The following is a 19,759-nucleotide window of genomic DNA, read 5'->3' on the forward strand; positions in this document are numbered from 1 at the left end:
ACGATCTTGCTGGTGGAACAGAACGCCAAGCTGGCGCTGGAGGCGGCGCACCGGGGTTATGTGATGGAGTCGGGGCTGATCACCATGAGCGGCAATGCCAAGGAAATGTTGAATGATCCGCGCGTCAAGGCGGCGTATCTGGGTGAAGGCTAAGGGACGTTAAATGAATGCCGATCCTGACAAAGTCGTCAGGTAGCATTCAGATACATACTTAAGGGAACGAAGGGGCTTGTTAAGGTCTCCACTGTATGGTCCCGCCGCATCGGGAGCAACAATGCGTGCGGCGGGGTTTCAGATTGTCCATATATAAGGGAGCCCTCCATGAATAAGAAATCCATCGTCTCCTCGGTTCTCGCACTGACGCTCGCCGTCGGCGCCTTACCTTTCGCCCAGGCGCAACAATACGGTCGCGACGACCGCCGTCCGCCGCCAGGCCAGGATGATCGCCGTGGTCCGCCGGATCGCCATGACAACCGCCGCGACGACCATCGCGGTCCCGATCGTCGCGACGAACGCGGTGCCGGTCCCAACCACGCGTTCCATCGCGGCGACCGCCTGCCGCCGGAATACCGCAACCGCCAATACGTCGTCAACAACTGGCGTGAGCACCGCCTGAGCGCGCCACCGCGCGGCTATCAATGGGTGCAGACCGGCGGCGACTACGTGCTGGCGGCAATCGGCACCGGCATCATCCTGCAATTGCTTCTGAACAATTAAATTCTGTCCTGCAGAATGCGCCCGCCGCTGGAACGCGACGGGCGTTTTTGTCGTTCCTGCAGTCGATGTGGCTAAGAATTTAATTCTCCTTAATTCACTTTTTAAAAATTAAATTCGCAATAACTGCCTTAAATGCAGAATTAATATTGGTTAATCCCGAATAGAATCGCAGCAAGCAAAAAATCGTATTTTGCTGATTTTTCAGAGACAAACCAATATGAACAGCGCCTCCCATCCTTCCGTCCCTTCTTCCACCTTTGCTCCCGCCTTCAGCGTCTTCCAACAGGAAGTCATGCAGAATCCGACGCCATTGCGCGCCGCGATTACCGCCGTCTATCGCCGCGACGAACGCGGCGCCGTGCAGTGGCTGCTGGCGCAGGTGCAAAGCAATGCGAGCTGGACCGAGGCGACGCAAAAGCTGGCGCGCAAGCTGGTGCAGGCGGTGCGCACCAAGCGCACGCGTTCGTCCGGCGTGGATGCGCTGATGCATGAATTCTCGCTGTCGTCGGAAGAGGGCGTGGCGTTGATGTGCCTGGCCGAAGCACTGTTGCGCATTCCCGATCACCAGACCGCCGACCGCCTGATCGCCGACAAGATCAGCAAGGGCGACTGGCGCAAGCATCTGGGCGAGTCGCCGTCGCTGTTCGTCAACGCCGCCACCTGGGGCTTGCTGATCACCGGCAAGCTGGTCGGCACCAGCAGCGAAAGCGGCCTGGCGTCGGCGCTCACGCGCCTGATCAACAAGGGCGGCGAACCGCTGATCCGCAAGGGCGTCGACCTCGCCATGCGCATGCTGGGCAACCAGTTCGTCACGGGCCAGACCATCGCCGAAGCGCTGGCCAACAGCCGCGACAACGAAAAGCGCGGCTATCGCTATTCCTACGACATGCTCGGCGAAGCGGCGCTGACCGGGCACGACGCCGACTTCTATTACCAATCCTACGAAGACGCGATCCACGCCATCGGCCGCGCTTCCAACGGCCGCGGCATCAAGGACGGCCCCGGCATTTCGGTCAAGCTGTCGGCGCTGCATCCGCGTTATTCCCGCGCCCAGCATGCGCGCGTGATGAGCGAACTGCTGCCGCGCCTGAAGCAATTGCTGGTGCTGGCCAAGTCCTACAACATCGGCCTCAACATCGATGCCGAAGAAGCCGACCGCCTCGAGCTGTCGCTGGACCTGATGGAAGCGCTGGCATTCGACCGCGACCTCGACGGTTTCGAAGGCATCGGCTTCGTGGTGCAGGCGTACCAGAAGCGCTGCCCGTTCGTGATCGACTACCTCGCCGACTTGGCGCGCCGCAGCGGGCGCAAGCTGATGGTGCGGCTGGTCAAGGGCGCCTATTGGGACAGCGAAATCAAGCGTGCCCAGGTCGATGGCCTGTCCGGCTATCCGGTCTACACGCGCAAGGTGCACACCGATCTGTCCTACCTGACCTGTGCGCAAAAACTGCTGGCCGTAACCGACGTCATCTATCCGCAATTCGCCACGCACAACGCGCACACGCTGTCTGCCATCTACACCTGGGCGCAGCAGCACAAGATCGACGACTACGAATTCCAGTGCCTGCACGGCATGGGCGAGACGCTCTATGACCAGGTAGTCGGCGCCGACCAGCTCGGCAAGGCCTGCCGCATTTACGCGCCGGTCGGCTCGCACCAGACCTTGCTCGCCTATCTGGTCCGTCGTCTGCTGGAGAACGGCGCCAATTCGTCCTTCGTGAATCAGATCGTCGACGAGAATGTCGCCATCGACACGCTCATCACCGACCCCATCGTCACCGTGCAAAAATCGGGCGGCGAACCGCATCCGCAGATCACCCTGCCGCGCAACCTGTACGGCGAAGAGCGCAAGAATTCCGCCGGCGTCGACCTCAGCAATGAAGACACCCTGCGCGGACTCGAGCATGCCTTCGCGCAACTGAGCGCCCAGCAATGGCAAGCCGCGCCGCTGCTGCATGACGGCGCCGTGTCCATCGGCGAGACGCAGCCGATCACCAATCCGGCCGACCGCCGCGACCTCGTGGGCCAGGTCATCGAAGCCTCGCGCGACGACGTCGAGAGCGCCTTGCATGCCGCCACCGAGTACGCCGTGCAATGGCAGGCGGTGTCTTCCGGCGACCGTGCGCACGCGCTGGAGCGCGCCGCCGATCTATTCGAAACACACCAGGCCGAACTGATGGCGCTGGCCGTGCGCGAAGCCGGCAAGTCGCTGCCCAATGCGATCGCCGAAGTGCGCGAAGCGGTGGACTTCCTGCGCTACTACGCGACGCAATCGCGCCACGACGGCAATGCGCTGGCGTGGGGGCCGGTGGTCTGCATCAGCCCGTGGAATTTCCCGCTGGCGATCTTCATCGGCGAAGTCAGCGCTTCGCTGGCCGCCGGCAACGTGGTGCTGGCCAAGCCGGCCGAACAGACGCCGCTGATCGCGCATCGCGCAGTGCAGCTACTGCATGAAGCGGGCGTGCCGCGCGCGGCGCTGCAATTCCTGCCGGGTCGCGGCGACACCGTCGGTGCCGCACTGACCGGCGACGCGCGCGTCAAGGGCGTGATCTTCACCGGCTCGACCGAAGTCGCACAACTGATCAATAGAACTTTAGCTGCGCGCACGCTGGCGAATGGAAGCAAGGACGAGCACGGCGACATTCCGTTCATCGCCGAAACCGGCGGCCAGAACGCGCTCATCGTCGACTCCAGCGCCTTGCCCGAACAAGTGGTGCAGGATGTGCTGAGCTCGGCCTTCGACAGCGCCGGCCAGCGCTGCTCGGCACTGCGCGTGCTGTGCCTGCAGGAAGACATCGCCGACAAGACCATGACCATGTTGAAGGGCGCCATGCAGGAGTTGCGCATCGGCCACCCGGATTGTCTGGAAACCGACATCGGCCCGGTCATCGACGACGAGGCGCGCACGCACTTGCTGGCCCACATCGAGCAAATGAAGAAGGGCGGCAAGGTCTACCAATTGCCGCTCGACGAACGCCACGAACACGGTACTTTCGTCGCGCCGACCGTGATTGAGATCGACTCCATCACCCAGCTCAAGCGCGAAGTGTTCGGCCCCGTGCTGCACGTGCTGCGTTATCGCCGCGACCAGTTGCCGCAGCTGATCGACACCATCAACGCCAGCGGCTACGGCCTGACATTGGGCGTGCATTCGCGCATCGACGAGACCATCGCCTTCGTCGCCGACCGCGCCCACGTCGGCAACATCTACGTCAACCGTAACATCGTCGGCGCCGTGGTCGGCGTGCAGCCGTTCGGCGGTGAAGGCAAGTCCGGCACCGGCCCCAAAGCCGGCGGTCCGCTGTACCTGAAACGCCTGCAACGTCACGCCGATGTCAATCTGTTCAACGACGCTGGGCAGGCGGCATCGCAACCATTGAAATCCCTGCTCGACTGGGCCGCGACCCACGGCCATGCCAAGCTGGCGCAACTGGGCGCGACCTATGTGCAGGAGAGCCTGCTGTACAAGACGCTGACCTTGCCGGGGCCGACCGGCGAGCGCAACACGCTGTCGTTTGCACCGCGCGGCAAGATCCTGTGCGCGGCCGCCGACGTCGCCGCGCTGCTGAACCAGATCGCTGCGGTGCTCGCCACCGGTAACACCGCCGTGGTGCCGGCTGCGCAAGGCAAGCTGATCCCGGCCGGTCTGCCGGCCGACGCGCGCCAAGCCATCGAACTCAGCGGCGACGTCGCTGCGCTGGACTTGCATCTGGCGCTGGTCGATGGTCCGGTGATCGCGCAATGGCGCGGCGTCCTGGCAGCCCGTGACGGCGCACTGGTGCCGCTGGTGCCGACGGCGGAAGACATGCCGATTGCCTTGTGGCGTCTGGTGGCCGAACGCGCGCTGTGCGTCAACACGACGGCAGCGGGCGGCAATGCGAGCCTGATGACCTTGTCGGTTTAAGGTACTGCCGTCATCCCGTTATCCCGTTATCCCGTCATCCTGGCATACGCCGGGATGACGGCGTTTTACATTCTTCCAAAGTAGACAGATTGTCATCTGTCTGCGTCTTCTCCTCCCCGCATTCTGTCCCTTGCCGCAGCGGCGTAAAATAACGCCTCGGCACCGGCGGACTTGCGCGTCCCACGACTCCTTGCAATCTGCACGGCTGTCCCCATTTCACCAGAACAAGCAAAGCAACACTCTGCGCAACACATTCATTGAGGCATTCGCATGGAACAATTTCACGGCACGACCATCCTCTCCGTCCGACGCGGCAACACCGTGGCGCTGGGCGGCGACGGCCAGGTGACGCTGGGCAACGTGGTCATGAAGGGCACTGCACGCAAGGTGCGCAAGCTCTACAACGGCAAGGTCCTAGTCGGTTTCGCCGGCGGCACGGCCGATGCTTTTACGCTGCTTGACCTGTTTGAATCCAAGCTGGAAAAGCACCAGGGCAACCTGATGCGCGCTTCGGTCGAGCTGGCCAAGGAATGGCGCACCGACCGCATGCTGCGTCGCCTCGAAGCCATGTTGCTGACCGCCGACCGTGACAGCACGCTGGTGATCACCGGCAACGGCGATGTGCTGGAGCCCACAGACGGCATCGGCGCAATCGGCTCGGGCGGCACCTTTGCGCAATCCGCGGCCAAGGCGCTGCAGGAAAACACCGAGCTGTCGCCCGCCGACATCGTCAAGAAATCTCTGGTGATTGCAGGTGAACTCTGCATCTACACCAACCTGAACCACATCATTGAGACCCTGGACTAAGCGTCCGGCACAGAAAAGCACACACCATGAACATGACTCCCAAAGAGATCGTTTCCGAACTCGATAAACACGTGGTCGGCCAGGGTCGCGCCAAGCGCGCCGTCGCCATTGCGCTGCGCAACCGCTGGCGCCGTCAGCAGGTCAGCGAACCGCTGCGTCACGAGATCACGCCCAAGAACATCCTCATGATCGGCCCCACCGGCGTCGGCAAGACCGAAATCGCCCGTCGCCTGGCCAAGCTGGCCGACGCGCCTTTCATCAAGATCGAAGCCACCAAGTTCACCGAAGTCGGCTATGTCGGCCGCGACGTCGACACCATCATCCGCGACCTGATCGACATCGGCATCAAGCAGACGCGTGAAGGCGAAGTGCGCAAGGTGCGTGCGCGCGCCGAAGACGCCGCCGAAGACCGCGTACTCGACATCCTGCTGCCGCCGGCGCGCGATTTCGGCTTCACGCCGGAAGGCAACAAGAACGCCGCCGCCTCCGGCGATGGCGTGGAAGAAAAAGGCAGCACCACGCGCCAGACTTTCCGCAAGCGCCTGCGCGAAGGTGCGCTCGACGACCGTGAGATCGAGATCGAATTGTCCGACTCTTCGCCGGCAATGGAAATCATGGCGCCGCCGGGCATGGAAGAAATGACCGAGCAGATCAAGAGCATGTTTTCCGGCATGGGCAACAACCGCAAGAAGACGCGCAAGATCAAGATCAGGGAAGCCATGAAGTTCCTGATCGAGGAAGAAGCCGGCAAGCTGGTCAACGAAGAAGAACTGAAGCAGAAGGCCATCGCCAACGTCGAGCAGAACGGCATCGTGTTCCTCGACGAAATCGACAAGATCGCCACGCGCTCGCAAGGCACGGCGGACGTCTCGCGCGCCGGTGTGCAGCGCGACCTGCTGCCGCTGGTCGAAGGCACCACCGTCAACACCAAGTACGGCATGATCAAGACCGACCACATCCTGTTCATTGCATCGGGCGCGTTCCACCTGGCCAAGCCGTCCGACCTGATTCCGGAATTGCAGGGCCGTTTCCCGATCCGCGTCGAACTGGATTCCTTGTCGATCGATGATTTCAAAACCATCCTGACCGGCACCGACGCTTGCCTGACCAAGCAATACCAGGCCTTGCTCGAGACCGAGGGCGTCAAGGTCGAGTTCGACGACAGCGGCATCCAGCAACTGGCGGAGATCGCGTTTTCGGTCAATGAAAAAACCGAGAATATCGGCGCGCGCCGTCTGTACACCGTGATGGAAAAACTGCTGGAAGAGATTTCGTTCTCCGCCGGTGAAACCGGTGAGCAGACCATCGCCATCGATGCCGCCTACGTCAAGGATCGCCTGGGTGAACTGGCGGTCAACGAAGACCTGTCGCGCTACGTGCTGTAAGCGACGCCTGGTGAACCGAAGGAGGGCGGTATGGCAAACAAGACGCTGGGAACGCGGCAGAAGCTGAGCTTCCGCATCGAGCCTTCGCAACTTGCCAAGCCGCGCAATCCGGTGGCGGTCGCCGCCAAACAGCGCGCCGCCGGCCCGCATCGCAAGACCGCGTCCGCTGTGCGGCAGTCGGCGCGCCGCGAGGTGAAAAAGAAACTGGATGAACCGGGCCAGGATTGATCAGGTCAAGCGCAATAAAAAAGCCACGGCATGCCGTGGCTTTTTTCATGGCGGTGGCGCCGGCGTCAATGCTTGCCGCGAATCACGCCGGCCTGGTCGACGCCTTCATCCGGACCTGCGGCGCCGAAGGAAAACACATCGAAGCTGTTGCCGTCTTCGGACAGCTGGTATTGGTAGGCGTTGCCCCACGGATCGCGCGGCAGTCGGTCGAGGTAGCCGCCGGTCTTCCATTCCTTGGGCACCGGCGCGCGGCCGGGCTTGACGATCAGCGCCAGCAGGCCTTGCTCGGTGGTGGGATAGCGGCCGATATCCTGCTTGTATAGCTGCAGGCCCTTTTCGATCTCGGCGATGTCCTGCTCGGCGGCGACGATTTGCGGGCTATGGGCGTGGTTGACGACGTTGAGCAGGCGCGGCGCGGCGACGATGGCCACCACCGCGATAACCGCAACTGCAGTCAACATCTGTAATTTGCTCAGGCCGCGTTGCAGTGAAAAAAATGGCGGGAGAAGTTGCGTGGGGGAAACGTGTCGCGTAACTATGCGGCGCATCGGACTTTCTTTCCAGTAAAGCGAGATGCGAGAGTATAAAGCCGAAGCGTCGGCTTTGGTATGGCGGAGTCGGATTGCCAGGAAGTTCCGTTCGTGGATTTGTTCAGGCTCAGGTCGCCAGCACCACCTCGACCTCGGTTTCCTGCAGCAGCTTCGCCAGCTCCGGTGGCGGAGCCGCATCGGTGAACAAGACGTCGATCTGCGACAGGTGCGCCATCTTCACCAGCGCCTGGCGGCCGAACTTGCTCGAGTCGGCGACCAGCCAGACTTGCCGGGATTGCTCGATGATGGTTTGCGCCACCTTGACCTCGCGCGCATCGAAGTCGCGCAGCACGCCGTCGAGCTCGATGCTGGAAATACCGATGATGCCGATATCGACCTTGAACTGGCGGATGAAGTCGATGGTTGCCTCGCCGACAATGCCGCGATCGCGCGCGCGCACCACACCGCCGGTGACGATCACTTCCGACGCGGTATTGCTGGCCAGCATGCTGGCGACATTGAGATTGTTGGTGACCACATGCAGGTGGCTGTGGCGATGCAGCGCGCGCGCCACTTCTTCGGTGGTGGTGCCCAGGTTCAGGATCAGTGAACATCCGTCCGGCACGCGCGCAGCGACCGCCTTGCCGATGCGCTGCTTGGCCTCGGCGTTCATCACCTGGCGCTGCGGGTAGGCGATGTTCTCGGTCGAAGAGAGCAGGCCGACGCCGCCGTGGTAGCGCGCCAGCAACTTGGCGTCGACCATCGCCTTGACGTCGCGGCGCACTGTCTGCGTCGTTACATCCAGCTTCCGCGCCAATTCTTCCACCGAAATCGTGATGTGCTTGCGCACGCAGTCGAGCAGGGTTTGTTGCCGCGGATTGAGCATCATGGAAATTGGTTAATGATCATATGAACATTAAAAAACATAATCGAATTGAAAACAACAAAATAATTGTTGATTTGTTTTCACGTTGTCGCGTATCGTAGCCAAAAAATACCATGCGGCAAATATAAAATCCGGAGACAAGTTGAACACACTTCTCGAATGTGATCTTCTGGTGGTCGGCGGCGGCATCAACGGCGCCGGTATTGCCCGTGACGCGGCCGGCCGCGGTTTGCGCGTGATCCTGTGCGAGCAGCACGATCTGGCGCAGCACACGTCTTCTGCCAGCACCAAGCTGATCCACGGCGGGCTGCGCTATCTCGAGTATTACGAATTCAAGCTGGTGCGCAAGGCCTTGCAGGAACGCGAAGTGCTGCTGCGCGCCGCGCCGCACATCATCTGGCCGTTGCGCTTCATCATGCCGCATGACGCCGGCCAGCGTCCGGCCTGGCTGATCCGCGCCGGCCTGCTGATGTACGACTATCTCGCCAAACGCGAAATCCTGCCGGCCTCGCAGGGACTCGAGCTCAACGAACATGCCGCCGGCAAGCCGCTCAAGGGTGACTACCGCCGTGGCTTCGTCTACTCCGACGGCTGGGTTGACGATGCCCGTCTGGTGGCGCTCAATGTGCTCGACGCCAGCGAACGCGGTGCCCGTATTTTCACCCGCACCACATGCACCGAAGCGCGCCGGGAGAGCGAGCTCTGGCGCGCCACGCTGGAGAATGAACAGGACGGCCGCATCCAGGTGCAGGCGCGCGCCATCGTCAACGCCGCCGGTCCGTGGACCGCGCAATTCGCCGACGCCGTTCCCGGTGCCAGCAAGAGCTACGGCCTGCGCCTGATCAAGGGCAGCCATATCGTCGTCAAGCGTCTTTTCGATCATCCTTACGCCTACATTTTTCAGAATCCCGACAAGCGCATCATTTTCGCGATTCCGTATCAGGACGACTTCACGCTGATCGGCACCACCGACCTGGAATACACCGGCGACGCCGGCAAGGTTGAGATCAGTGCTGCGGAAATCGACTATCTGTGCGACATGGCCAACCGCTATTTCACGCGCCAGATTTCCGCACAAGACGTGGTGTGGACATACTCCGGCGTGCGTCCGCTGCTGGACGACAATTCCTCCAACGCCTCCGCCGTGACGCGCGACTATCTGCTCGAATGCAACGACAGCGGGGCGCCCATGTTGAACGTCTGGGGCGGAAAAATCACCACCTACCGCAAGCTCGCCGAGGAAGCGCTGGCCATCCTGTCGCCGCGGCTGGGACTCAAGGCGCCGTCGTGGACTGCCGACGCGCCCTTGCCCGGCGGCGATCTCGAAGAGGCCGGCAAGCTGGTGCGGCACTACGACTTCGCGCGTTTCCTGGCGGCTTTCAGCGCACGCCATCCCTGGCTGCCTTCCGCGCTGGCGCAGCGCTACGCGCGCAGCTACGGCAGTCGCGCCGAACGTCTGCTCAAAGGCGCCGCCGGTCTCGCCGATCTCGGCGAAGAACTGGCGCCGGGACTCTACGAGACGGAGGCGCGTTATCTGCACGACGTCGAATGGGCGCGCAGCGCGGAAGACATCCTGTGGCGCCGGAGCAAGCTGGGCCTGTATTGCCGGCCGCAGCACGTGGAACGATTGCAGCAATGGCTGAAGGAGCGGACCTAGCCCCAACAGACCTGCGCCGCATGTAAAAAAACAGAACAGCAGCAAGGAGACAGCGTGACCCTGGAATTAAGACAAGTGACCAAGTCGGTGGGTGCCGAAACGCACCTGTATCCGCTTGATCTGAAACTGGCGGCGGGCGGCATCAACGTCCTGCTGGGCCCGACGCAGGCCGGCAAGACTTCGCTCATGCGCATCATCGCCGGACTGGACAAGCCCGGCAGCGGCAGCGTGCTGGTCGACGGCAAGGACGTCACCGGCGTTGGCGTGCGCGAGCGCAACCTGGCCATGGTGTACCAGCAATTCATCAACTATCCGGGCCTGAGCGTGTACGAAAACATCGCCTCGCCGCTGCGCCTGAAAAAATTGCCGCAGCAGGAAATCCACCAGCGCGTCACCGGGATCGCCGAAAAACTGCACATCGCGCACCTGCTGCAACGCCTGCCCGGCGAGCTGTCCGGCGGTCAGCAGCAACGCACCGCCCTGGCGCGTGCGCTGATCAAGCGCGCGCCGCTGGTGCTGCTGGACGAGCCGCTGGTCAATCTCGACTACAAGCTGCGCGAAGAACTGCGTTCCGAATTGATTTCCCTGTTCACCGGCGGCGACACCACCGTGGTCTACGCCACCACCGAGCCGCAGGAAGCCTTGCTGCTCGGCGGCCATACCGCCGTGATGCATGCCGGCCGCTTGTTGCAGTTCGGGCCGACGCTGCAATTGTTCAACGCGCCGGCCTCGACCGAAGTGGCGGCCATCTTCAACGATCCACCGATGAACATGCTGGCGGCAACCGCCATCGGCAATGACAGCGTGAAGCTCGACGACGGCAGCGTGCTGAGGGTCGTTGGCCGCAATCTGATGCTGACTTCGGGCCAGCGTTGCCAGGTCGGGATTCGCTGCAACGACGTGCGCCTGCAAGCGCTCACGGGCGCCGGCGTGACGCTGGCCTGCACGGTCGGCCTGGCCGAACTGAGCGGCTCCGAAACCTATCTGCACCTGCGTCACGGAAGCGATGCCCTGGTGGCGCAACTGCCCGGCGTGCATGCGCTCGAAATCGGCAGCGCGGTGCAGGTCAACATCAACGCCGCACAGATTTTTTTGTTCGATACCGAGGGCCGCCTGTTGAGCGCCCCGCAGGGAGACTGACATGGCACGTATTGAATTTCGCAATCTCGGCCATGCTTACGGACCCAATCCGGCGTCGCTGCAGGACTACGCTCTGCAGCCAATGAACATGGTGTGGGAAGACGGCGGCGCATATGCCTTGCTGGGCCCGTCCGGCTGCGGCAAGTCGACGCTGCTCAATATCATTTCCGGTCTGCTGGTGCCGTCCGAAGGTCAGGTGCTGTTCGACGGCAAGGACATGACGCAGATGCCAACGCGCGAACGCAACATCGCCCAGGTGTTCCAGTTCCCGGTGCTGTACGACACCATGAGCGTGTTCGACAACCTGGCGTTCCCGCTGCGCAATCGCAAGGTGGCGGAGAGTGAAGTGCGCGCGCGCGTGCATGAAATCGCCGACATCCTTGAACTGACGCGCGACCTCAAGCAGCGCGCCAGCGGCCTGTCGGCCGACGCCAAGCAAAAGATCTCGCTGGGACGCGGACTGGTGCGCAAGGACGTTGCCGCGATCCTGTTCGACGAACCGCTGACGGTGATCGATCCGCACATGAAATGGCAACTGCGGCAAAAACTCAAGCAGATTCACCACCAGCTCAAGCTGACTCTGATCTACGTCACCCATGACCAGGTCGAGGCGCTGACCTTCGCCGATGAAGTGGTGGTCATGACCAACGGCAAGGTGGTGCAGCAGGGCAAGCCGGAAGCCCTGTTTGTGCGTCCCGATCACACCTTCGTCGGCTATTTCATCGGCAGCCCCGGCATGAACTTTTATCCGCTGCAGATCGACGGCGACGCCGTCGTGATCGGACAGCAGCGCGTGGACGTTGACGCCGCGCAATTGCAGGCGCTCAAGCACGCCAACGGCGAACTCAAGCTGGGCATCCGGCCGGAATTCGTCGAGCTGACCACGGCGGGCGCGCCCGGCGCGGTCAGCGCCAAGGTCGTGCAGGTCCAGCATCTCGGCACCAGCCAGCTGCTCACGGCGGAATTCGGGGGCCAGATCGTCAAGGCCAGGCTCGATGCCTCGACCAAACTGAGCGATGGCCCGCAATGGCTGCGCCTGGCGAAGACGGAAACGATCTTCTTCAGCAATGACGAAAGGATAGGGCGATAGGTCATGAACAAGCCATACAACAACAAGGCCTGGTTTTTCATCCTGCCGGTGTTCCTGACGGTCGCGTTCTCCGCGATCATCCCGCTGATGACGGTGGTCAATTATTCGGTGCAGGACATCATCAGTCCCGAGCAGAGCGTGTTCGTCGGCCTCGAATGGTTCCGCGCCGTGATGCGCGACAGCGAGCTGCATTCGGCGCTGCTGCGCCAGCTGATTTTTTCATTCTGCGTGCTGCTGGTGCAGATTCCGCTGGGCATCGGCCTGGCGCTGTCGATGCCGGCGCAGGGCTGGAAATCGTCGGCGGCGCTGGTGATCCTGGCCATGCCGCTGCTGATTCCATGGAACGTGGTCGGCACCATCTGGCAGATATTCGGACGCGCCGACATCGGCCTGGGCGGTTATGTGTTGAGCCGCCTCGGCATGGACTACAACTACGCCTCCAATTCGCTCGACGCCTGGATCACCGTGCTGGTGATGGATGTCTGGCACTGGACGCCGCTGGTGGCCTTGCTGGCCTTCGCCGGCTTGCGCTCGATTCCGGATGCGTACTATCAGGCGGCGCAGATCGACGGCGCCAGCCGCTGGGCGGTGTTCCGTTTCATCCAGCTGCCCAAGATGCGCGGCGTGCTGGTGATCGCGGTGCTGCTGCGTTTCATGGACAGCTTCATGATCTACACCGAACCCTTCGTGCTCACCGGCGGCGGGCCCGGCAATTCGACCACTTTCCTGAGCCAGTACCTGACGCAGAAGGCGGTCGGCCAGTTCGACCTGGGACCTGCCGCGGCGTTCTCGCTGATTTACTTCCTGATCATCCTGCTGCTGTCCTTCATCTTGTACAACTGGATGCAAAGCGCAGGCAATGGCAACCAGGCGACAGGAGCCAATCATGAATAAAGACAAGCAAAGCAGCTGGCCGCGCGTGCTGACGCTGGCGCTGTACATCGCCTTCACGCTGGTCCCGCTGTACTGGCTGTTCAATACGTCGCTCAAGACCAACGAAGAAACGCTGGCGGTCTTCACGCTGTGGCCGAACCAGCCGACGCTGGACAACTACAAGGTGATCTTCACCGACGCGTCGTGGTATTCGGGCTATATCAATTCCATCATCTACGTCGCCATCAATACGGTGCTGTCGCTGCTGGTGGCGTTGCCGGCGGCCTATGCGTTTTCGCGCTACCGCTTCCTCGGCGACAAGCACATGTTCTTCTGGCTGCTGACCAATCGCATGACGCCGCCGGCGGTGTTCCTGCTGCCGTTCTTCCAGCTGTACTCGACGGTCGGGCTGATGGATACGCACATCGCCGTGGCGCTGGCGCACATGCTGTTCAACGTGCCGCTGGCGGTGTGGATCCTGGAAGGCTTCATGTCGGGCGTGCCGCGCGAGATCGACGAGACCGCCTACATCGACGGCTTTTCGTTCCCGCGTTTCTTCCTGCGGATTTTCCTGCCGCTGATCAAGTCGGGCGTCGGCGTGACGGCGTTCTTCTGCTTCATGTTCAGTTGGGTCGAGTTGCTGCTGGCGCGCACGCTGACCTCGGTCAACGCCAAGCCGATCAGCGCCATCATGACGCGCACCGCCTCGGCGGCCGGCATGGACTGGGGCATCCTGGCCGCCGCCGGGGTGTTGACGATTATTCCCGGGGCGCTGGTGATCTGGTTCGTTCGTAACCATATCGCCAAGGGCTTCGCGATGGGGAGGGTGTGACGATGGCTGCTTTTTCATGGATGTCGTGGACGCCGCCGATCGCCGTCTTTTTCATCTGCATCGCGCTCATGCTGGTGGGCATGACGATCTGGGAAATCCGTTCTCCGACGGTGGAGCGCAAGGGCTTCTTGCCGTTGCGCACGACCCGCGGCGACCGTTTGTTCATCGGCTTGCTGAGCGCCGCCTACATCAATCTGGCGTGGGTCGCGGTGACCGACCTGGATCAGTGGTATGCCGCTGTGCTCGGTTTTGCGGCCTTGTTTATCGTCATGCGCAAGGGCTGATTTTGCGCATGGCCAGGATTCAATTTCCGGTTTGCTCAGAATAAAAAAACCTGGAATGAAATGACGCGTTCGGGGAATGTCCTTCCCTCTCCGGCGCGACCATCTTTGGGAAGGTGACGAGGAGACGTGATGCAAAAATTCAAACTTACCGTGCTGGCCGCTGCGATTGCAGTGGCAGGCAATGTCTGGGCCGACACCAAGTCGGCCGAGAAGTGGATCGACAGCGAATTCAAGCCGAGCACGCTGTCGCGCCAGCAACAGCTGAGCGAAATGCAATGGTTCATCGATGCCGCCGCCAAACTGAAAGCCAAGGGCGTCAAGGAAATCCACGTGGTGTCGGAAACCCTCGACACCCACGCCTATGAATCGAAAACCCTGGCCAAGGCCTTCGAGGAAATCACCGGCATCAAGGTCAAGCACGACGTGATCCAAGAAGGCGACGTGGTCGAAAAGATGCAGACTTCGCTGCAATCGGGCAAGTCGATCTATGACGGCTGGGTCAATGACTCCGACCTGATCGGCACCCATTACCGCAACGGCCAGACCGTGGTGCTGTCCGACTACATGGCCGGCCCCGGCAAGGAATACACCAATCCCGGTCTCGACCTGAAGGACTTCATCGGCACCAGCTTCACGACCGCGCCGGACGGCAAGCTGTACCAGCTGCCCGACCAGCAGTTCGCCAACCTGTACTGGTTCCGCGCCGACTGGTTCGCACGCAAGGATCTGCAGGACAAGTTCAAGGCCAAGTACGGCTATGAGCTGGGCGTGCCGCAAAACTGGTCGGCCTACGAAGACATCGCCGCCTTCTTCACCAACGACGTCAAGGAACTGGACGGCAAGAAGATCTTCGGACACATGGACTATGGCAAGAAGGATCCGTCGCTGGGCTGGCGCTTCACCGATGCCTGGCTGTCGATGGCCGGCGCCGCCGACAAGGGTCTGCCGAACGGCTTGCCGGTCGACGAGTGGGGCATCCGCGTGGCGGCCGACAAGTGCACGCCGGTAGGCGCGTCAATGTCGCGCGGCGGCGCCACCAACTCGCCGGCGGCGGTCTATGCGCTGACCAAGTACCTCGACTGGATGAAGAAATACGCACCGCCGGAAGCGCTCGGCATGACCTTCTCCGAAGCCGGTCCGGTTCCCGCCCAAGGCCATATCGCGCAGCAGGTGTTCTGGTACAGCGCCTTTACCGCCGGCATGACCAAGCAGGGTCTGCCGGTGGTCAACACCGACGGCTCGCCGAAGTGGCGCATGGCGCCGGGACCGCACGGCCCGTACTGGAAGGAAGGCATGCAGAACGGTTATCAGGACGTCGGTTCCTGGACCTTCCTCAAGAGCACGCCGCCTGACCAGATGGCCGCCGCCTGGCTGTACGGCCAGTTCGTGACCTCCAAGACCGTGTCGCTGAAGAAGTCGATCGTCGGCCTGACCTTCATCCGCGATTCCGACATCCGTTCCGAGTACTTCACCAAGAACGCGGCCAAGTACGGCGGCCTGATCGAGTTCTATCGCAGCCCGGCGCGCGTGGCATGGACGCCGACCGGCAACAACGTGCCCGACTATCCGAAGATGGCGCAACTGTGGTGGAAGAATATCTCCACCGCCATTTCCGGCGAAAAGACACCGCAAGGCGCGATGGACAACCTGGCCGAAGAAATGGACGGCATCATGGCGCGCCTGCAGCGTGCCGGCATGAAGAACTGCGCGCCCAAGCTCAACGACAAGAAGGATCCTGCGAGCTGGATGTCCGACAAGGGCGCGCCATGGACCAAGCTGGCCAACGAAAAGCCGAAGGGTGAAACCATCCCTTACGACAAACTGCTGCAAGCATGGAAAGATGGAAAAGTCCGTTAGGATGATTTGAAGGTCTCGCAATCCTGAACGTCATTCCGGCAACTGCCGGGATGACGTTTTTTCTTCCAGCACGGCGCAATCGTTGTTACGCTGTGATCTTCACAGCGACGTATTTTGTAAGGCAAATGTCATGGCATATCTGCTCGCCCTCGACCAGGGCACCTCCAGCTCACGCAGCATCATCTTCGACGAGACCGGCGCCATCGTCGCCACCGCGCAGCAAGAGTTTCGTCAGATCTTTCCGCAGCCCGGCTGGGTTGAACACGATCCCATGGATCTCTGGAGCAGCCAGCTGCAGACTTGCCGCCAGGTGCTGGCGCAGGCCGGCATCAAGGCCGCCGACCTGGCCGGGCTGGGCATCACCAACCAGCGCGAGACCACCGTCGTGTGGGACCGCGCCACCGGCAAGCCGGTGCACAACGCCATTGTCTGGCAAGACCGCCGCACCGAAGCCATCTGCGCCGAACTGCGCGAGCGCGGCCTGACCGATCCCATCCAGGCCAAGACCGGACTGGTGCTCGATCCCTATTTCTCCGGCACCAAGCTGCACTGGATACTCGATACCGTGCCCGGCCTGCGCGAGCGCGCACGGCGCGGCGAGCTGGCGTTCGGCACCGTCGACGCCTGGCTGATCTGGAACCTGACGGCCGGGCGCCTGCACGTGACCGACGTGTCCAACGCCTCGCGCACGATGCTGTGGAACATCCATACCGGCAGTTGGGACGACGAACTATTGGAATGGCTGGACGTGCCGCGTTCGATGCTGCCGGAAGTGCATCCCTCGTCACATCTGTACGGCCGCACCGACGCCGGGCACCTGGGTGCGACGGTGATGATCGGCGGCATCGCCGGCGACCAGCAGTCGGCCTTGTTCGGCCAGGCCTGCTTCCAGCCGGGCATGGCCAAGAATACCTACGGCACCGGCTGCTTCATGCTGCTGCATACCGGCGACCAGTGCGCGCAGTCGCGTAACGGCCTGATCAGCACTGCGGCGTGCCAGGTCGGCGAGCGCAAGCAATACGCGCTGGAAGGCAGCGTCTTCATCGGCGGCGCGGTGGTGCAGTGGCTGCGCGACGGCCTCAAGGCGATCAAGAATTCAACGGATGTGGAAGAACTGGCGGCCTCGGCGCCGGACTCCGGCGGGGTGGTATTCGTGCCGTCGTTTACCGGCCTCGGCGCGCCGTATTGGAACCCTTCGGCCAAGGGTGCGATCGTCGGCCTCAGCCGAGGCAGCACGGTGGCGCACATTGCGCGTGCCGCGCTGGAATCGATTGCCTTCCAGAGCACCGCCTTGCTGACGGCGATGGTGCGCGACGCAGTGTCGCCGATCACTGAACTGCGCGTTGACGGCGGCGCCTCGGCCAATAATCTGCTGCTGCAATTCCAGGCCGACTTGCTCGGCATTCCGGTGATCCGTCCGCAAGTCACGGAGACCACCGCGCTGGGCGCCGCCAGCCTGGCAGGCCTGGCCACCGGTGTCTATCGCGACATGGCGGAGTTGTCGCAGCATTGGCGCATGGAACGCACCTTCCTGCCGACCATGAGTCGCGACGAAGCGCTGACCAAAATCCAGACCTGGGAGCGCGCCATCAAACAGGTGAGTGCGGGTTGACGCTGTTGCGTCTGATCAGGGCGCGCTCAGTGTCACGGCCACGCCGGCCTGTTCGGTGACCGATGCCGACAGCGTGGCGTACAGCTCGTTGCCGTCGCGTGCGCTCAGCCATTGTTTGCCGTCGTATTTGAAGTGATAGCCACCCGATTTGGAGGCAAGCCACAACTCCTGCATCGGCGCCTGGCTGTTGACGATGATTTTGGAGCCGTTATCGATGCATTCGATTTCAAGGACATTGCCGCTGCGGCTGCATTCGACGTCGAGGTCGGTGTCGTCGGTAGCCTGCTCCAGCGCGGCTTCGATCGCGTTCAGCGCGGAATCCGCGAGGGCCAGGAATTCTGATTCTGTCATGCTACACTCCGAGACATTGATGTAAACCCGTGATTCTATCGTGAAGTCTCCATTTCATTTTTCTCCCGTCCGTCCGCTGCTCGGCGCCGCCATGTTTGCCCTGCTGTTGGCAGGTTGCGGCCAGAAGGGCCCGCTCTACATCGGCAAACCGCCGGCGGAGCGCGTGCGCACTGCGCCCGCCGACAACATGAGCAAACCGGCCGTGCCCGATGATGCCGGCGTGCCGGCGATTTCCTTGCCTGCACCGGCCGCAGCACCCTCCAGCAGTTCCAAATAATTTCTCGCCGTACCTTATCTCATGTCCCATTTTTCTTACCGCGACGGCGTGCTGCATGCCGAAAATCTGCCTCTGAACGCGCTGGTCAAGCAGTTCGGCTCGCCGCTGTACGTCTATTCCAAGGCAGCGCTGACCGCCAATTATTCCGCTTACGCCGACGCCTGCAAGAAAGCCGGCCGCACTGAAAATGCGGATAATGGCGGCGCGCTGGTCTGCTATTCGGTCAAGTCCAACTCCAACCTTGCCGTCCTCAACGTGCTGGGCAAGCTTGGTTCCGGCTTCGACATCGTCTCGGGCGGCGAGCTGCTGCGCGTGATTGCCGCCGGCGGTGATCCGCGCAAGGTGATCTTCTCGGGCGTGGGCAAGGGCCGCGACGAAATGCGCCTGGCGTTGCAACACGACATCCTGTGCTTCAACGTCGAATCGATTCCCGAAGTGCATCGTCTCAACGAAGTCGCGGGCGAAGCCGGCAAGCGCGCGCGCATTTCGCTGCGCGTCAATCCGAATGTCGACGCCAAGACCCATCCGTACATCTCCACCGGCCTCAAGGAAAACAAGTTCGGCGTCGCCTACGAAGACGCGCTGGCCTGCTATCGCGACGCCGCTGCACTGCCGAACATTGAAGTGGTCGGCATCGACTGCCACATCGGTTCGCAATTGCTCGACGACGCGCCGCTGCTGGAAGCGCTCGACAAGGTGATCGAACTGATCGACCAGCTCGAATCCGAAGGCATCGCCATCCACCACCTCGACATCGGCGGCGGCATCGGCATTACTTACGACGACGAACAACCGGTCCCGGTCGGCGACTACCTGGGCCGTCTGTTCGCCCGCGTCGACGCCTGGCGCAAGGAAAAATACGCCGGTCGCGCAATCAAGGTCATGTTCGAACCGGGCCGTTCCATCGTCGGCAACGCCGGCGTGCTGGTGACCGAAGTGCAATACCTGAAGCACGGCGAGAGCAAGAATTTCGCCGTGGTCGACGCCGCCATGAACGACCTGATGCGTCCGGCCCTGTACGAAGCCTGGCACGGCGTGCAAGTGGTGCAACAGCGCCAGGACGCCGCCAAGACCTATGATGTCGTCGGTCCGGTGTGCGAATCCGGCGATTGGCTGGCGCGCAACCGCGAACTGGCGATCGCGCCCGGCGACTTGCTGGCGCTGATGTCGGCCGGCGCCTACGGCATGACCATGGCCTCCAATTACAACACGCGCGGCCGCGCCGCCGAAGTATTGGTCGATGGCGACCAGGTGCACCTGATCCGCAAGCGTGAAAACCCGGCCGACCTGTTCGCGCTGGAATCCATCGCTGGCTGATAGCGGCATCGC

Annotated in this window: 18 protein-coding genes and 1 pseudogene; 16 read left to right on the forward strand and 3 right to left on the reverse strand. The window is 62.2% G+C overall.

The window, feature by feature from the left end:
* The 6 genes and pseudogenes from ACIROY_RS04920 to ACIROY_RS04945 all read left to right on the forward strand — a co-directional run.
* Positions 1-153, forward strand: a pseudogene (locus ACIROY_RS04920) (ABC transporter ATP-binding protein); the annotation flags it as partial.
* Between the two features lie 168 nt (positions 154-321).
* Positions 322-717, forward strand: a complete 396-nt coding sequence (locus ACIROY_RS04925) for an RcnB family protein (RefSeq protein WP_402277679.1) — start codon at positions 322-324, stop codon at positions 715-717.
* Between the two features lie 217 nt (positions 718-934).
* Positions 935-4,621, forward strand: a complete 3,687-nt coding sequence (putA, locus tag ACIROY_RS04930; protein WP_402340175.1) for a trifunctional transcriptional regulator/proline dehydrogenase/L-glutamate gamma-semialdehyde dehydrogenase — start codon at positions 935-937, stop codon at positions 4,619-4,621.
* A gap of 270 nt (positions 4,622-4,891) precedes the next feature.
* Positions 4,892-5,428: an ATP-dependent protease subunit HslV gene (hslV, locus tag ACIROY_RS04935; RefSeq protein WP_007878415.1), complete on the forward strand. Its 537-nt coding sequence runs from the start codon at positions 4,892-4,894 to the stop codon at positions 5,426-5,428.
* Between the two features lie 26 nt (positions 5,429-5,454).
* Entirely contained in the window at positions 5,455-6,813 is a 1,359-nt protein-coding gene (hslU, locus tag ACIROY_RS04940) for an ATP-dependent protease ATPase subunit HslU (protein WP_402340178.1), read from the forward strand.
* Positions 6,814-6,843: 30 nt separating this feature from the next.
* The gene (locus tag ACIROY_RS04945; protein ID WP_402277673.1) at positions 6,844-7,041 is read left to right on the forward strand and encodes a hypothetical protein; all 198 of its coding nucleotides are present in this window, start codon (positions 6,844-6,846) and stop codon (positions 7,039-7,041) included.
* Positions 7,042-7,106: 65 nt separating this feature from the next.
* Here the strand turns inward: ACIROY_RS04945 and gspG are convergent, their stop codons facing one another.
* Both gspG and ACIROY_RS04955 read right to left on the reverse strand, forming a co-directional pair.
* Positions 7,107-7,589, reverse strand: coding sequence for a type II secretion system major pseudopilin GspG (gspG, locus tag ACIROY_RS04950; protein WP_402277671.1), 483 nt, complete (start codon positions 7,587-7,589; stop codon positions 7,107-7,109).
* Between the two features lie 109 nt (positions 7,590-7,698).
* Positions 7,699-8,457, reverse strand: a complete 759-nt coding sequence (locus tag ACIROY_RS04955) for a DeoR/GlpR family DNA-binding transcription regulator (RefSeq protein ID WP_402277711.1) — start codon at positions 8,455-8,457, stop codon at positions 7,699-7,701.
* 142 nt (positions 8,458-8,599) lie between these two features.
* Here ACIROY_RS04955 and glpD point away from each other — a divergent pair, with 142 nt between their 5' ends.
* The 8 genes from glpD to glpK all read left to right on the forward strand — a co-directional run bounded on the left by glpD (position 8,600) and on the right by glpK (position 17,802).
* Positions 8,600-10,114, forward strand: coding sequence for a glycerol-3-phosphate dehydrogenase (glpD, locus tag ACIROY_RS04960; protein WP_402340181.1), 1,515 nt, complete (start codon positions 8,600-8,602; stop codon positions 10,112-10,114).
* Positions 10,115-10,168: 54 nt separating this feature from the next.
* Entirely contained in the window at positions 10,169-11,254 is a 1,086-nt protein-coding gene (locus ACIROY_RS04965; protein WP_402340184.1) for an ABC transporter ATP-binding protein, read from the forward strand.
* Position 11,255: 1 nt separating this feature from the next.
* The gene (locus ACIROY_RS04970) at positions 11,256-12,344 is read left to right on the forward strand and encodes an ABC transporter ATP-binding protein (RefSeq protein ID WP_402340187.1); all 1,089 of its coding nucleotides are present in this window, start codon (positions 11,256-11,258) and stop codon (positions 12,342-12,344) included.
* A 3-nt stretch (positions 12,345-12,347) separates the two neighbouring features.
* Complete coding sequence (locus tag ACIROY_RS04975; RefSeq protein WP_116436929.1) at positions 12,348-13,238, forward strand: carbohydrate ABC transporter permease; 891 nt, start codon at positions 12,348-12,350, stop codon at positions 13,236-13,238.
* Positions 13,231-14,049, forward strand: coding sequence for a carbohydrate ABC transporter permease (locus ACIROY_RS04980; RefSeq protein ID WP_402340190.1), 819 nt, complete (start codon positions 13,231-13,233; stop codon positions 14,047-14,049). The genes ACIROY_RS04975 and ACIROY_RS04980 overlap by 8 nt, the downstream gene beginning before the upstream one ends.
* Positions 14,050-14,051: 2 nt before the next feature.
* The gene (locus ACIROY_RS04985) at positions 14,052-14,333 is read left to right on the forward strand and encodes a DUF2160 domain-containing protein (RefSeq protein WP_116436927.1); all 282 of its coding nucleotides are present in this window, start codon (positions 14,052-14,054) and stop codon (positions 14,331-14,333) included.
* Between the two features lie 129 nt (positions 14,334-14,462).
* Positions 14,463-16,190, forward strand: a complete 1,728-nt coding sequence (locus ACIROY_RS04990; protein ID WP_402340193.1) for an ABC transporter substrate-binding protein — start codon at positions 14,463-14,465, stop codon at positions 16,188-16,190.
* A 130-nt stretch (positions 16,191-16,320) separates the two neighbouring features.
* The gene (glpK, locus tag ACIROY_RS04995) at positions 16,321-17,802 is read left to right on the forward strand and encodes a glycerol kinase GlpK (protein WP_402340196.1); all 1,482 of its coding nucleotides are present in this window, start codon (positions 16,321-16,323) and stop codon (positions 17,800-17,802) included.
* Between the two features lie 15 nt (positions 17,803-17,817).
* Here the strand turns inward: glpK and cyaY are convergent, their stop codons facing one another.
* Complete coding sequence (gene cyaY / locus ACIROY_RS05000) at positions 17,818-18,153, reverse strand: iron donor protein CyaY (RefSeq protein WP_116436925.1); 336 nt, start codon at positions 18,151-18,153, stop codon at positions 17,818-17,820.
* A gap of 40 nt (positions 18,154-18,193) precedes the next feature.
* Between cyaY and ACIROY_RS05005 the strand changes: the two genes are divergently transcribed.
* Together ACIROY_RS05005 and lysA are read left to right on the forward strand one after the other, a co-directional pair.
* Positions 18,194-18,430 (forward strand): lipoprotein, encoded by a 237-nt coding sequence (locus ACIROY_RS05005; protein ID WP_402277662.1) that lies wholly within the window; start codon positions 18,194-18,196, stop codon positions 18,428-18,430.
* A gap of 21 nt (positions 18,431-18,451) precedes the next feature.
* Positions 18,452-19,747 (forward strand): diaminopimelate decarboxylase, encoded by a 1,296-nt coding sequence (lysA, locus tag ACIROY_RS05010; RefSeq protein ID WP_402277661.1) that lies wholly within the window; start codon positions 18,452-18,454, stop codon positions 19,745-19,747.
* Positions 19,748-19,759 lie beyond the last annotated feature (12 nt).

It is taken from the genome of Herbaspirillum sp. NPDC101396 (genome assembly GCF_044767365.1).
GTDB lineage: Bacteria > Pseudomonadota > Gammaproteobacteria > Burkholderiales > Burkholderiaceae_D > Herbaspirillum.